Annotated in this window: 6 protein-coding genes; 5 read left to right on the forward strand and 1 reads right to left on the reverse strand. The window is 62.4% G+C overall.

What is annotated here, in order from left to right; genetic code table 11:
* Window positions 1-8,540: retention module-containing protein (locus AC07XZ_RS27725; protein WP_494990440.1), on the reverse strand; the 8,540-nt coding region annotated here is incomplete at its 3' end.
* A 359-nt stretch (window positions 8,541-8,899) separates the two neighbouring features.
* Between AC07XZ_RS27725 and AC07XZ_RS27730 the strand changes: the two genes are divergently transcribed.
* The 5 genes from AC07XZ_RS27730 (at window position 8,900) to AC07XZ_RS27750 (ending at window position 16,028) form a co-directional block, all read left to right on the forward strand.
* Window positions 8,900-10,252 (forward strand): TolC family outer membrane protein, encoded by a 1,353-nt coding sequence (locus tag AC07XZ_RS27730; protein ID WP_102688570.1) that lies wholly within the window; start codon window positions 8,900-8,902, stop codon window positions 10,250-10,252.
* Between the two features lie 34 nt (window positions 10,253-10,286).
* Window positions 10,287-12,443: a type I secretion system permease/ATPase gene (locus AC07XZ_RS27735; protein ID WP_085748533.1), complete on the forward strand. Its 2,157-nt coding sequence runs from the start codon at window positions 10,287-10,289 to the stop codon at window positions 12,441-12,443.
* Entirely contained in the window at window positions 12,433-13,800 is a 1,368-nt protein-coding gene (locus AC07XZ_RS27740) for an HlyD family type I secretion periplasmic adaptor subunit (RefSeq protein WP_011331851.1), read from the forward strand. The genes AC07XZ_RS27735 and AC07XZ_RS27740 overlap by 11 nt, the downstream gene beginning before the upstream one ends.
* A 287-nt stretch (window positions 13,801-14,087) precedes the next feature.
* Window positions 14,088-14,984 (forward strand): TauD/TfdA dioxygenase family protein, encoded by an 897-nt coding sequence (locus tag AC07XZ_RS27745; protein ID WP_102688558.1) that lies wholly within the window; start codon window positions 14,088-14,090, stop codon window positions 14,982-14,984.
* 18 nt (window positions 14,985-15,002) lie between these two features.
* Window positions 15,003-16,028: an ABC transporter substrate-binding protein gene (locus AC07XZ_RS27750; protein ID WP_102688559.1), complete on the forward strand. Its 1,026-nt coding sequence runs from the start codon at window positions 15,003-15,005 to the stop codon at window positions 16,026-16,028.
* The last annotated feature ends 5 nt before the right edge of the window (window positions 16,029-16,033 follow it).

Here is a 16,033-nt window from a genome sequence, read left to right on the forward strand (position 1 = left end):
TTGATCGTGACTTCGACTTTGCCGGCGTCTTTGTAGACGTCATCGGTTGGCGCGGCGACGGTCACGGTGCCGGTGGTTTTGCCGGCCTCGATGGTGATGACAGCGCCGTTCGACAGGGTCACGGTCAGCGGTGTGCCGGCCGGGTTGGTCAGGGTCGCGGTGTAAACGATCGAGCCACCTTCGGCCACGCTGTCGGTCGCGGTCAGCGACAGATTGGTGGTGTCGACGGTGTCGGTCACGGTGGTGCTGACCGGCGTCTTGTCGGCGACGAGGTTTTCGTAGTTGCCACCGCTCACGCCAGTGATCGCGTTGGTCAGCGGCGTGTGGCCGTTAAGCGCATCGTTTGGCGCAGTGGTGGTCACGGTGCCGGTGGTCTTGCCCATTTCGATGGTGATCGACTGACCGTTGGCCAGCGTCACGGTGACTGGCGAACCGGTCACAGGTGCGCCGACGGTAGCGGTGTAAGTGACGGTGCCACCTTCAGCTGCCGATTCAGTCGCGGTCAGTTTGACGGTGGTGGTGTCGATGGTGTCGGTGACTTCGGTCACGGCCGGAACGGTGCTCGGCACCAGGTTCTCGAAGTTGCCACCGGTGGCGGTCGAAATGGTTGCCTCGACTTTGCCAGCATCTTTGTAGACGTCGTCTTTCGGTGCATCGACGGTCACGGTGCCGGAGGTTTTGCCGGCCTCGATGGTGATGACAGCGCCGTTCGACAGGGTCACGGTCACCGGAGTGCCGGCCGGGTTGGTCAGGGTCGCGGTGTAGACGATCGAACCACCCTCGGCCACCGAGCCAGTTGCGCTCAGGGTCAGGTTGGTGGTGTCGACGGTGTCAGTCACGGTGGTGCTGACCGGGGTTTTGTCAGCCACGAGATTTTCGTAGTTGCCGCCAGTCACGCCAGTGATCGCGTTGGTCAGTGGCGCATGGCCGTTGAGCGCATCGTTCGGTGCGGTGGTGGTGACGGTGCCCGTGGTTTTGCCGACTTCGATAGTGATCGACTGTCCGTTGGACAGGGTCACGGTCACAGGCGAACCGGTGACAGGCGCGCCGACAGTCGCGGTGTAAGTAACGGTGCCGCCTTCAGCCGCCGACTCGGTGGCGGTGAGTTTCACCGTGGTGGTGTCGATGGTGTCGGTGACGTTGGTCACGGCCGGAACGGTGCTCGGCACCAGGTTCTCGAAACCACCGCCAGTAGCGGTCGAAATGGTTGCCTCGACTTTGCCGGCGTCTTTGTAGACGTCGTCTTTCGGCGCATCGACGGTCACGGTACCGGTGGTTTTACCGGCCTCGATGGTGATGACAGCGCCGTTCGACAGGGTCACGGTCACCGGCGTACCTGCCGGGTTGGTCAGGGTCGCGGTGTAAGTGATCGAACCACCCTCGGCAACCGAATCGGTGGCCGTCAGGTTCAGGTTGGTCGTGTCGACAGTGTCCGATACCGAGGTGTCGGCGGACTTGCCGTCGACCGCCAGGTTTTCGTAATTGCCACCGGTGGCCTTGTCGATGGTCACGCTCAGCGAGCTGCCGCCCGCCAACGGGCTGTTAGGCGCGACGAAGTTCACGGTGCCGGTGGTCTCGCCGACGGCGATGGTGATGGTCTGTCCGTTGGACAGGGTCACGACGAGCGGCGAACCGGTCACTGGCGCCGTCACGGTCGCGGTGTAGACCACGGTTTCGCCTTCGGCGACGTTGGCGGTAGCGGTCAGCGACACGGTGGACGTGTCGATGGTGTCATTGACGGTGGTGACCGCCGGGGCGGTGCTGGTGACCAGGTTTTCGAAGTTGCCACCGGTGGTGGTCGAAATGGTCGTCTCGACTTTGCCGGCGTCCTTGTAGACGTCGTCCTTCGGTGCATCGACGGTCACGGTGCCGGAGGTTTTTCCGGCCTCGATGGTGATCACGGCGCCGTTGCTCAAGGTCACGGTCACCGGGGTGCCGGCGGCGTTGGTCAGGGTCGCGGTGTAGGTGATCTGGCCACCTTCGTTGACTTCCGGCGTGGCGCTCAGGGTCAGGGTGGTGGTGTCGACGGTGTCGGTCACGGTGGTGCTGACTGGCGTTTTATCGGCCACGAGGTTTTCGTAGTTGCCGCCGCTCACACCGGTGATCGAGTTGGTCAGCGGCGTATGGCCGTTGAGCGCATCGTTTGGCGCGGTGGTGGTAACGGTGCCGGTGGTCTTGCCAACTTCGATGGTGATCGACTGACCGTTGGCCAGGGTCACGGTCACAGGCGAGCCGGTCACTGGCGCGCCAACGGTGGCGGTGTAGGTAACAGTGCCGCCTTCAGCAGCCGACTCGGTCGCGGTCAGTTTGACGGTCGAGGTGTCGATGGTGTCGGTGACATCGGTGACGGCTGGATCGGTGCTTGGCACCAGGTTCTCGAAGTTGCCGCCAGTTGCATCCTTGATGGTCACCTCGACCTTGCCGGCATCCTTGTAGACGTCATCGGCAGGCGCAGGAACGGTCACGGTGCCGGTGGTTTTACCGGCCTCGATGGTGATGACGGCGCCGTTGCTCAACGTCACGGTCACCGGGGTGCCGGCCGGGTTGGTCAGGGTCGCGGTGTAAACGATCGAACCGCCCTCGGCCACCGAGTCAGTGGCGCTGAGGGTCAGGTTGGTGGTGTCGACGGTATCGGTGACGGTGGTCGAAACCGGGGTCTTGTCGGCTACGAGATTCTCGTAATTGCCGCCGGAAACGCCAGTGATCGCGTTGGTCAGCGGGGTGTGACCGTTCAACGCGTCGTTCGGTGCGGTGGTGCTGATGGTGCCGGTGGTCTTGCCGACTTCGATAGTGATCGACTGACCATTGGCCAGGGTTACGGTCACAGGCGAACCCGTCACCGGAGCGCCGACGGTCGCGGTGTAAGTAACGGTACCGCCTTCAGCCGCCGACTCGGTCGCGGTGAGTTTCACCGTGGTGGTGTCGATGGTATCGGTGACTTCGGTAACAGCCGGAACAGTGCTCGGCACCAGGTTCTCGAAGTTGCCGCCGGTTGCATCCTTGATGGTCACTTCGACTTTGCCGGCGTCCTTGTAGACGTCATCTTTCGGCGCATCGACGGTCACGGTGCCGGTGGTTTTACCGGCCTCGATGGTGATGACTGAGCCGTTGCTCAACGTCACGGTCACCGGAGTGCCGGCCGGATTGGTCAGGGTCGCGGTGTAGGTGATCGAGCCGCCCTCGGCCACGGAATCGGTGGCGCTCAGGGTCAGGTTGGTGGTGTCGACGGTGTCAGTGACGGTCGTCGAAACCGGAGTCTTGTCGGCGACCAGATTCTCGTAGTTGCCGCCGCTCACGCCGGTGATCGCGTTGGTCAGCGGAGTGTGACCGTTCAACGCGTCATTCGGCGCAGTGGTGGTCACGGTGCCAGTGGTCTTGCCGACTTCGATGGTGATCGACTGACCGTTGGCCAGGGTCACGGTCACCGGCGAGCCGGTTACCGGAGCGCCAACGGTGGCGGTGTAAGTGACAGTGCCACCTTCAGCCGCCGACTCGGTCGCAGTCAGTTTCACCGTGGTGGTGTCGATGGTGTCAGTGACTTCGGTAACGGCAGGAACAGTGCTCGGTACCAGATTCTCGAAGTTGCCACCGGTTGCATCCTTGATGGTCACTTCGACTTTGCCGGCGTCCTTGTAGACGTCGTCTTTCGGCGCATCGACGGTTACGGTGCCGGTGGTTTTACCGGCCTCGATGGTGATCACCGAGCCGTTGCTCAGGGTCACGGTCACTGGCGTGCCAGCCGGATTGGTCAGCGTGGCGGTGTAAACGATCGAACCGCCTTCGGCCACGGAACCTGTAGCGCTCAAGGTCAGGTTGGTGGTGTCGACGGTGTCGGTGACTGACGTCACGGCCGGAGTCTTGTCGGCGACCAGGTTTTCGTAATTGCCGCCGCTGGTGCCGTCGATCTTCACGCTCAGCGTGTTGCCGCCGGCCAGTGCATCGTTCGGTGCGGTGTAGTTGACGCTGGCGCTGCTGGCGCCGACCGGGATGGTGATGGTCTGGCCGTTGGACAGCGTCACGACCACTGGCGAGCCGGTCACCGGTGCGGTGACGGAGGCGGTGTAAACCACCACGCCGCCTTCAACTGTGCTGGCCGTAGCGCTCAGGGAAACGGTGCTGTTGTCGATGGTGTCGGTGACGTCGGTCACCGCCGGGGTCTTGTCGACCACCAGGTTTTCAAAGTTGCCGCCCGTGGTCTTGGTGATGCTGGCGTCGACTTTGCCGGCGTCCTTGTACACGTCGTCGCCCGGTGCGGCGACGGTGATGGTGCCGGTGCTCGCGCCTTTGGCGATGTTGATCACCGCGCCGTTGCTCAGGGTCACGGTCATGGCCGTGCCGGCCGGGTTGGTCAGGGTCGCGGTGTAGACGATCGAACCGCCCTCGGCGACCGAACCGGTGGCGCTCAGGCTGATGTTGGTGGTGTCGACGGTGTCGGTGACCTTGGTCACCACCGCCGAACGGTTGGCATCGACCTGTTCGAAGTTGCCGCCGCTGTGGCTGGCAATCGCGGTCTGCACCTTGCCGCCGTCGATGTAAGGCGTGTTGGCCGGCGCAGGGAAGTTCACCGAACCGCTGGTGGCACCGGCGGCGATGTTGATGACCGCGCCGTTGGCCAGGGTCACGGTCATGGCGGTGCCGGCCGGGTTGCTCAGGGTCGCGGTGTAGGTGATCTGGCCACCTTCGCTGACAGTATCGCTGGCGCTCAGGGTCAGCGTGGTCTTGTCGATGGTGTCGTTGACCGTGGTGCTGACCGGCGTCTTGCTGACGTCGAGCTTCTCGAAGTTGCCGCCGCTGGCATCGGTCATGGTCACGGTGAGCTTGCTGACATCCTTGTAGACGTCATCGCTCGGCGCCGGGATGGTCACCGAACCGCTGGTCTTGCCGGCCTCGATAACGATGGTCTGGCCGTTGCTCAGGTTGACGGTCACCGGCGTCTGCGCGGCGTTGGTCAAGGTCGCGGTGTAAGTGATCGACGTGCCTTCGAGCACATAGCTTTCGGCGCTGAGGGTCAGGTGCGTGGTGTTGATGGTGTCGGCGACGTTGGTCACCGCTGGCGTCGGGTTGGCCACCAGGTTTTCGAAATTGCCGCCGGAAGTGTCCTTGATGGTCACTTCGACTTTGCCGGCATCTTTGTAGACGTCATCGGCAGGAGCCGGAACGGTCACGGTGCCAGTGGTTTTGCCGGCTTCGATGGTGATGACGGAGCCGTTGCTCAACGTCACGGTCACCGGGGTGCCGGCCGGGTTGGTCAGGGTGGCGGTGTAGATGATCTGCCCGCCCTCGTTGACGTTGCCGGTGGCGGTCAGCGATACGGTGGTGGTGTCGACGGTATCGGTGATGGTGGTGCTGACCGGCGTTTTGTCGGCCACGAGGTTTTCGTAGTTGCCGCCGCTCACACCGGTGATCGAGTTGGTCAGCGGTGCATGGCCGGCCAGTACGTCGTTCGGCGCCGTGGTAGTCACGGTGCCGGTGGTTTTGCCGACTTCGATAGTGATCGACTGACCGTTGGCCAGGGTCACGGTCACCGGCGAGCCGGTTACCGGGGCGCCAACCGTCGCGGTATAAGTGACGGTACCGCCTTCAGCGGCCGATTCGGTCGCGGTCAGTTTGACGGTTGAAGTGTCGATGGTGTCGGTGACCTGGGTCACGGCCGGCACAGTGCTTGGCACCAGGTTTTCGAAGTTGCCGCCGGTTGCGCCGGTAATGGTCGCTTCGACTTTGCCGGCATCCTTGTAGACGTCATCGGCAGGGGCCGGAACGGTCACGGTACCGGTGGTTTTGCCGGCTTCGATGGTGATGACGGAGCCGTTGCTCAACGTCACGGTCACCGGAGTGCCGGCTGGATTGGTCAGCGTCGCGGTGTAGATGATCGAGCCGCCCTCGGTCACGGAGTCGGTGGCGCTCAGGGTCAGGTTGGTGGTGTCGACAGTGTCGGTCAAGGTGGTGCTGACCGGCGTCTTGTCGGCGACCAGATTCTCGTAGTTTCCGCCGCTCACGCCGGTGATCGCGTTGGTCAGTGGTGCGTTGCCGGCCAATGCGTCGTTCGGTGCGGTGGTGGTGACGGTGCCGGTAGTTTTGCCGACTTCGATGGTGATCGACTGACCGTTAGCCAGGGTCACGGTGACAGGCGAGCCAGTCACCGGTGCGCCGACGGTGGCGGTGTAAGTAACGGTGCCGCCTTCAGCCGCCGACTCGGTCGCGGTCAGTTTGACGGTGGTCGTGTCGACGGTGTCGGTCACGTCGGTGACGGCCGGAACGGTGCTCGGCACCAGGTTCTCGAAATTGCCGCCGGTGGCGTCCTTGATGGTCACTTCGACTTTGCCGGCGTCTTTATAGACGTCATCGGCTGGCGCCGGAACGGTCACGGTGCCGGTGGTTTTGCCAGCTTCGATGGTAATGACGGAGCCGTTGCTCAACGTCACGGTCACCGGGGTACCGGCCGGATTGGTCAGGGTCGCGGTGTAAACAATCGAACCACCCTCGGCGACAGTGCCGGTGGCGCTAAGGGTCAGATTGGTGGTGTCGGCCACGTCTGTCACCGTGGTCGAAACCGGGGTTTTGTCGGCCACCAGATTTTCGTAGTTACCGCCGGAAACGCCGGTGATCGAGTTGGTCAGCGGTGCATTGCCGGTCAACGCATCGTTCGGCGCAGTGGTGGTCACGGTACCGGTGGTTTTGCCCACTTCGATGGTGATCGACTGACCATTGGCCAGCGTCACAGTGACCGGCGAACCGGTCACTGGTGCGCCGACAGTAGCGGTATAAGTGACAGTGCCACCTTCAGCCGCTGATTCGGTCGCTGTGAGTTTTACCGTGGTGGTGTCGATAGTGTCGGTGACTTCGGTAACGGCCGGAACGGTGCTTGGCACCAGGTTCTCGAAGTTGCCGCCGGTTGCGTCCTTGATAGTGACTTCGACTTTGCCGGCGTCTTTATAGACGTCATCGGCTGGCGCCGGAACGGTCACGGTGCCGGTAGTTTTGCCAGCCTCGATGGTGATGACGGAGCCGTTGCTCAACGTCACGGTCACCGGGGTCCCGGCAGGATTGGTCAGGGTCGCGGTGTAGACGATCGAACCGCCTTCGGCCACGGAACCGGTGGCGCTCAGCGACAGGTTGGTGGTGTCGATGGAATCGGTGACGGTGGTGGTCGCTGGCGTCGTGTTTGGCACCAGATTCTCGAAATTGCCGCCGGTGGCACCGGTAATCGTGGTGCTGACGGTGCCGCCGTTGTTGTAAACGTCATTCGGCGCGGTCGGCACGTTGACGCTGCCGGTGGTCTGGCCGGCGCCGATGGTGATGGTCGAGCCGTTCGACAGGGTGACGGTCACCGGCGTCTGCGCCGGGTTGGTCAGGGTCGCGGTGTAGGTGATCTGGCCACCTTCGACCACGGTGCCGGTAGCGGTCAGGGTCAGGCCGGTGGTGTCTCGCGAATCGACGATCGTGGTAACGGCCGGTGTCGGGTTCGGCACCAGGTTTTCGAAGTTGCCGCCCGTGGCACCGGTGATGGTGGTGGTGACGGTGCTGCCGTTGTTATAGACGTCATTCGGTGCGGTCGGCACGTTGACGGTGCCGGTGGTCTGGCCGGCGCCGATAGTGATGGTCGAGCCGTTGGACAGGGTCACGGTCACCGGCGTCTGCGCCGGGTTGGTCAGGGTCGCGGTGTAGGTGATCTGACCGCCTTCGGTCACGCTCGGGCCCGCCGTCAGGGTGACGGTGGTGGTGTCGATGGTGTCGGTGACCTGGGTCGTGGCCGGGGTGGTCGGCGGGGTCACGGTGATGCCGTTGCCGCCGGTGGTGCCGGTGACGGTCACGTCGATCTGGGTCGGGTCGTTATAAACAGTGTCGTTCGGTGCCAGCGGCACGTTGACGGTGCCGGTGGTGGAACCGGCCGGAATCACGATCACCGCGCCGTTGGACAGGGTGATGGTCAGGTCGGTCAGCGGCGCCTGGGTCAGGGTCGCGGTGTACACCAGAACGCCGCCGGCTTCGGTAATGCTCGGCGTGGCGCTGAGGCTCAGGGTCGATTCGCGCAGGACATTGGCGTTGGTGTCGGTGGTCTGGCCGCCGGTGATGTTCTGGGCGGCCTGGCCGGCAGCGTTGATGCCTGCGGTCGGGAAACCAATGGTCGGGTCGACACGGCCAGCGGTCGCATCGAGCATCACGAAGCTGTGACCGCCACCGGCGGCACCGCCAGTTCCTGCGGCGCTAGGGCCGGCGGCGGTGGATTCAAGGGCGGTAGTCGGGTCGACACCGGCGGCGATGGCTTGTTGCAGCTCTTCTACCGACGGCGCGGCTTCGGCGGTGGCTTCGGCCAGGTCGGTGCTGGAATCCGGGGCATCGGCGCTCCACTGAGTGTCGCGGCCCAGATCGATCGTGCGGCCATCGGCCAGTTCCAGGGACACGGCGCCGGAAACGCCGGTGTCGACCTGATCGCCGGCAAACAGCCGGTCGCCTTCAACGAGTACGCGACGGACGCCCTCTGGGGACACCACGAAAACCTGACCAACAATGCTTTTGACGATGGCAACAACACTGCTCATTGAAGACTCTCCGGGTGTCACGTTCAGTTGACTTCCATAGACCTGATGGCTGTCTGCGCCGATTCAGTCTGGACGTACTTTTAAAAAAAGATGAAACAAAGTTGACGCTGTTGTTCGTCAATATTTTGGCTAGATTCTTTCGCTATTAACTTTATGCCAAACTATTGACCTTCTGGGTGCCATCCTAAACAATCGCCCCAGTAATGTCACATTGATATTTATGCGGCGACCTGCCCTTCAGCGTGTGATCCAGTTCCGGTTTTAAACTTTCCGACATACGGTCATTCCGGTTGCCATCTTCCGACGCAGCTCGTCATTTTGCTGTGATTCAAGACAAGAAGTTCTGGGAAATCTTTACCATGCGTTCGCACCTGTTCAAGGCTCTACCCTTCGCTCTCGCCGCGTCTTTCGTACAAGCACAATCCTTACCAGAAGCCATGCAGCAGGCGCTGGATGTCCATCCGGAAATCCAGGCAGGGGTCAACAGCCGACTGGCCGCGGATTATCAATTAAAGGCTGCAAAAGGTGGATACCTGCCCAAGGTCGATCTGCTGGGCGGTTATGGCCGTGAAGGCACCGACAGCGTGACCACCCGTGCCGCCGGTGGTGGCAATCACTGGGAAACCCTGAACCGCAGCGAGTCAAGTTTGCGTCTGTCGCAAATGGTTTTTGACGGTTTTGCGACGTCCAGCGAAGTCGGGCGTCAACAAGCCACCGTCAACTCCCGCGCGTATTCCTTGCTCGGCACTTCCGAGCGCACTGCGCTGACCGTGGCCCAGGTTTACCTGGACGTGCTGACCCGTCGTGAGTTTGTGCGTCTGGCCGAGGAAAACCTCAAGAGCCACCAGCGCATCTACGACCAGATCCAGCTGCGCACCCAGCGCGGCGTCGGCAGCGGTGCCGACCTCGATCAGGCCGAAGCGCGGATGGCCCAGGCCCGCAACAACCTGATCACCGAGCAGACCAACCTCGCCGACTCGGAAACCAATTTCCTCAGCGCCGTCGGCCAGATGCCCGATCAGCTGGAGCGTCCGGCGCCGTTCATGGCGATGATGCCGGCCAACCTGAATGAAGCGCGCCAGCAGATGCTGGAAAACAGCCCGATCCTGCGTTCGGCCGAGTCCGATATCGCCGCGGCCGAGAAGCAATACGAGACTGCCAAGTCGACCTTCTACCCGCGTTTCGACGCCGAGCTGGGCCGCACCGCCGACAACGACCTCGACGGCCAGAACGGTCACAACAACGAATGGCAGGCCATGCTGCGCATGCGCTTCAACCTGTATTCGGGCGGCAGCAACAAGGCGGATCTGGAATCCAAGTCGTACCTGTCGAACCAGGCGCTGGATATCCGCAACAACGCCTTGCGCCAATTGAATGAAGAACTGGGCCTGGCCTGGAACGCCCTGAACAACGCCAACGCTCAGGTGCCGATCGCTCAGCAGTACGTTGATCACAGCACCTCGGTGCGCACCGCATATCAGCGTCAGTTCAGCCTCGGCGAACGTACCCTGCTGGATTTGCTCGACAGTGAAAACGAGCTGTTCACCGCTTCGCGGCGTCTGGCTGAAATCAAAAACATTCAGTTATTTACTCAGTATCGAATCAAGGCGACCATGGGCGAATTGCTCAAGAGCCAGGGAGTGGTCGCACCCTTGGCATCCGTTGTGCAGAACGACGTTAAGCCCAAGGTTCAGCTGCCTGGGATGAATTGAGTTGTCCCTTTTCAACTGCTAAAGAGTGTCGAGCGTGGAATCAGAAGTCAGTCGAGTTCATCTCAGTCATGATCCACGCGCGTTGCATGACGATCCGTTACTGGACGGTCTGCTCGCTCTTTGCATGCTCCACCAGAAACCCGCCAGCGCGGCGATGCTGACCACCGGCCTGCCGCTGCCCAAACAACGCCTGAGTGTCGAGCTGCTGCCCCGTGCGGCGGCGCGCGCCGGGCTGCAAGGACGGGTGCTGCAGCGCAAGCTGGAAGAGATTCCGGCGATTGCCATGCCGGCGCTGTTGCTGCTCAAGGATGGCCGCAGTGCCGTCCTGCTCGGCTGGCAGGGTGAGAACGACGCGCGGGTGCTGCTCAGCGAAAGCGACGGCGGTGAATCCCTGGTCAGCCGCGAGCTGCTGGCCGACGACTACACCGGCAAAGTGTTCTTCGCCCAGCCCCAGCACAAATTCGACGTCAACCACGGCACGCTGATCCCGCGTGCGCGCTCTTGGTTTCGCGACACCCTCAAGCGTTCGCGCTGGCTGTATGCCGACGCCATCGCCGCCAGTTTTCTGATCAACATCATCGCCATGGCCGCGCCGCTGTTCGTGATGAACGTCTACGACCGCGTGGTGCCGAACCAGGCCGAAGCGACCCTGTGGGTCCTCGCGCTGGGTATCACCGGCGCCTATCTGTTCGACCTGATCCTCAAGAGCCTGCGCAGCCTGTGCCTGGATCTGGCCGGCAAGAAAACCGACCTGATCATCTCTGCCACGCTGTTCGAGCGCATCGTCGGCATGGCCATGAAATACCGCCCCGCGCGGGTCGGCAGCTTTGCCCAGAACATCCATGAGTTCCAGAGCCTGCGTGACTTCCTCGCCTCGCTGACCCTGACCAGCCTGATCGACCTGCCGTTCACCCTCCTGATCTTCATCGTCATCGCGATTCTCGGCGGGCATCTGGTGTGGATTCCGGTGCTGGCCTTTCCGATTGCGCTGCTGATCGGCTACGCATTGCAGAAGCCGCTGGTGGCAACCATGGAACGCACCATGGCCCTCGGCGCCGAGCGTCAGTCGAGCCTGATCGAAACCCTAGCCGGCCTCGACGCGGTGAAGGTCAACAACGCCGAAAGCGAACGCCAATATCAGTGGGAGCAAACCATCGGCACCCTCAGCCGCCTCGAGCTGCGGGTGAAAATGCTCTCCGGTCTGGCGATGAACATCACCCTGCTGATCCAGCAATTGGCCGGGGTGATCATGATCGTCTTCGGCGTGTACCAGATCATCGCCGGCAACCTGAGCATGGGCGGCCTGATCGCCTGCTACATGCTCAGTGGCCGCGCCCTCAGCCCGCTGGCGTCGTTGTCCGGTCTGCTGACCCGCTACCAGCAGGCGCGGGTGACCATGACCTCGGTCGACCAGATGATGGAGTTGCCGCAGGAGCGCAATTTCGAAGAACGCCCACTGAGCCGCAAGGTGCTGCAAGGCGCGATCGAATGCCGCCAGCTCAGCTTCACTTACCCGGAGCAACAGAACCCGGCGCTGAAGAACATCAACCTGGTGATCCGTCCCGGCGAGAAGATCGGCATCATCGGCCGCAGCGGTTCCGGCAAAAGCTCACTGGCGAAACTGCTGGTCGGCCTCTATCAGCCGGACGATGGTGCGTTGCTGGTGGATGGCGTCGACATTCGACAGATCGACGTCAGCGAGCTGCGCTACAACATCGGCTACGTGCCGCAGGACATCCAGCTGCTGGCCGGCACCCTGCGCGACAACCTGATTTCCGGCGCTCGTTACGTCGAAGACGAACTTGTCCTGCAGGCCGCTGAACTGGCCGGCGTCCACGAATTCGCCCGACTGCACCCGCAGGGTTATGAACTGCAAGTCGGCGAGCGCGGGCAGAACCTGTCCGGCGGTCAGCGCCAGAACGTCGCCCTGGCCCGGGCGCTGTTGCTCAATCCGCCGATTCTCTTGCTCGACGAACCTACCAGCGCCATGGACAACACCGGCGAAGAACGCCTCAAGCAACGCCTCGCGGCGGTGGTGGAAAACAAGACCGTGGTGCTGGTGACGCACCGGGCATCGCTGCTGTCGCTGGTCGATCGCCTGCTGGTGGTCGACCGTGGACAGATCCTCGCCGACGGTCCGAAAGCGGCCGTCATGGAAGCGTTGAAGAAGGGGCAGATCAGTGTTGCTTAAGTCGGGTTTCAAGGATTCGATCCGCCGCTACTTCAAGGGCTCGGCATCGCTGCAGGGCCAGCCGCTGCCAGAGGTCAACAAGGCCTTGATCGAGGACGCGCCGCGCGTGGTGCGCCTGACGATCTGGGCAATCATCGGTTTCTTCGTGTTCCTGATGCTGTGGGCCAACTTCGCCGTCATCGACGAAGTGACCAAGGGCGACGGCAAGGCGATTCCCTCGTCGAAGATCCAGAAAATCCAGAACCTCGAGGGCGGGATTGTCTCTGAGTTGTTCGTCAAGGAAGGCCAGATCGTCGAGGCCGGCGCGCCTCTGGTTCGCCTGGACGACACGCGATTTGCGTCCAACGTCGGCGAAACCGAGGCTGATCGGCTGTCGATGTTGCTGCGGGTCGAGCGCCTGAGTGCCGAGGTCGATGACCGTCCGCTGAATTTCCCCGAGGACGTGCTCAAAGCCGTGCCGGGTCAGGCCAAGAGCGAAGAATCGTTGTACATCAGCCGTCGTCAGCAACTGCACGATGAAGTCGGTGGTTTGCAGGAACAGTTGATCCAGCGTCAGCAAGAGCTGCGCGAGTTCACCTCGAAGCAGGCGCAGTACCGCCAGCAACTCGGTCTGCAACGCCAGGAAATCAACATGTCCGAGCCGCTGGTGGCCCAGGGCGCGGTGTCGCCGGTGGAAGTGCTGCGACTCAAGCGTGCCGAAGTGGAAACCCGTGGTCAGCTCGACGCCACCACCCTGGCGATCCCGCGCGCCGAATCGGCGATCAAGGAAGTGCAGCGCAAGATCGACGAGACCCGCGGCAAATTCCGCAGCGAGGCCCTGACCCAGCTCAACGAGGCGCGCACCGACCTGAACAAGGCCCAGGCCACCGGCAAGGCGCTGGAAGACCGGGTCAGCCGTACGCTCGTCACCTCGCCGGTGCGGGGCATCGTCAACAAGATGCTGGTCAACACCATCGGCGGCGTGATCCAGCCTGGCAGTGACCTGCTGGAAATCGTGCCGCTGGACGACACGCTGCTGGTCGAAGCGAAGATCCGCCCGCAGGACATCGCGTTCCTGCATCCGGGCCAGGAGGCCACGGTGAAGTTCACCGCGTATGACTACACCATCTACGGTGGTCTCAAGGCCAAGCTGGAACAGATCGGCGCCGACACCATCACCGACGAAGACAAGAAAACCACCTATTACGTCATCAAGCTGCGCACCGAGCGCAGCCATCTCGGCACTGACGAGAAGCCGTTGCTGATCATCCCGGGGATGGTCGCGTCGGTGGACATCATCACCGGCAAGAAGACCGTGCTGAGCTATCTGCTCAAACCGATCATCCGGGCGCGGGCCGAGGCGTTGCACGAGCGGTAAATCCTCACGGACGCCTCCGCGGGACTCGCGGAGGTGTTCGTAGCACCAACGCATTCCGTCCAGAAGTGACACAAATGGTCACTCACCATCCAGTCCATTCCTATGCAATCGCCATATCGTTATTCGTTAACAGTATTTAAATTCCGCTTCTTATAGCTATAAAGTCAGCCTCCTGCGTACCTGCCGACCAATCGGCGCGCCGCACGACACGAACCAACACGCAATCCAGCGTGAGTTTCTGATCGACGCGCGCGCCCTTGAGCGCGCCGTGCGTGGGAGATTGATTGATGTCCGCAGCTACTGCTACCCCAAGCGCCGCGACTGCCGCGCCGCAAACCTTCGAGATCCGCCCGTTCAGCGGTGCCGTCGGCGCCGAGATCATCGGCCTCGATCTGACCCGTCCGGTCAACGATGAAGACTTCGCCCGCATCCACCGCGCGCACCTTGATCACCACGTCGTGGTGTTCCGCGACCAGCGCATCACCCCGCAACAGCAGATCGACTTCAGCCGCCGCTTCGGCGTGTTGCAGATCCACGTGCTCAAGCAGTTCCTGCTGGCCAATCACCCGGAAATCCTCATCGTTTCCAACATCGTCGAGAACGGCCAGAACATCGGCCTCGGTGATGCCGGCAAGTTCTGGCACTCGGACCTTTCCTATAAAGAGCTGCCGAGCCTCGGCTCGATGCTGCACGCCCAAGAGCTGCCGTCCGAAGGCGGCGACACCCTGTTCGCCGACATGCACAAAGCCTGGGACAGCCTGCCCGACGCACTGCGCAAAGCGGTCGAAGGCCGCTCGGCTGCGCATTCCTACACCGCGCGTTACAGCGAAACCAAATTCGAAGGCAACTGGCGCCCGACCCTGACCCCGGAGCAATTGGCCCAGGTCGCCGAGGTTGTGCACCCGGTGGTCCGCACCCATCCGGAAAACGGCCGCAAGGCCTTGTTCGTCAGCGAAGGCTTCACCACCCGCATCGTCGGCCTGCCGGAAGACGAGAGCAAACAACTGCTCGACGAGCTCTACGCCCACAGCGTGCTGCCGCAGAACATCTATCGCCATCAATGGCAGCCCCACGACATGGTGTTCTGGGACAACCGCTCGCTGATCCACCTTGCCGCCGGTTGCCCTGCGCACCTGCGCCGCAAGCTGTATCGCACCACCATTCAGGGCGACGCGCCTTTCTGATTTGCCGGAGATCCGATCATGTCCAAACGTCTTCCATTCGCGCCGCTGGCAGCGGCAATCGGCCTCGGTTTCAGCCTGATCGCCGGCAGCCTGCTGGCGCCGACCGCGGCCCACGCCGAAGGTGAAATCCGCATCGCCGAGCAGTTCGGTATTGTCTATTTATTGCTCAATGTGGTGCGCGATCAGGGACTGATCGAGAAGTACGGCAAGCAGGAAGGGCTCGACATCAAGGTCGACTGGACCCAGTTGTCCGGCGGCGCGGCGGTCAACGATGCGTTGCTCTCCGGCTCCATCGACATTGCCGGCGCCGGTGTCGGGCCGTTGCTGACGATCTGGGATCGCACCCACGGCAAGCAGAACGTCAAAGCCGTGGCCTCGCTGGGCAACTTCCCGTACTACCTGGTCAGCAACAATCCCAAGGTCAAAACCATCGCCGACTTCACCGAGAAGGACCGCATTGCGGTGCCGGCAGTGGGCGTTTCCGTGCAGTCGCGCTTCCTGCAATACGCGGCGGCGAAGCAGTGGGGCGACAAGGAATTCAATCGCCTCGACAAGTACACCATCGCCGTTCCGCACCCGGACGCCACCGCTGCGCTGATTGCCGGCGGCACCGAGCTGACCGGGCACTTCTCCAACCCGCCGTTCCAGGATCAGGCGTTGGAAAATCCGAATGTGCACGTGGTGTTCAACTCCTATGACGTGCTCGGCCCGAACTCGCCGACCGTGCTGTTCGCCACCGAGAAATTCCGCAACGAGAACCCGAAAACCTACAAGGCGTTTGTCGAAGCGCTGACCGAAGCCGCGCAATTTGCGCAGAACGATAAAGGCGCGGCGGCGGACACCTACATCCGCGTGACCAAGGCCAAGATCGACCGCGCCGCGTTGCTGAAAATCATCGACAACCCGCAGTTCGAATTCAGCGTCACGCCGAAAAACACCTACCCGCTCGCCGAATTCCTCTACCGCGTCGGCGCGATCAAGAACAAACCCGAATCGTGGAAGGACTACTTCTTCCAGGACGCCAAACCGTTGCAGGGGAGCTGATCGAC

Source organism: Pseudomonas sp. GW458-11-26-14-LB4 (assembly GCF_059423925.1).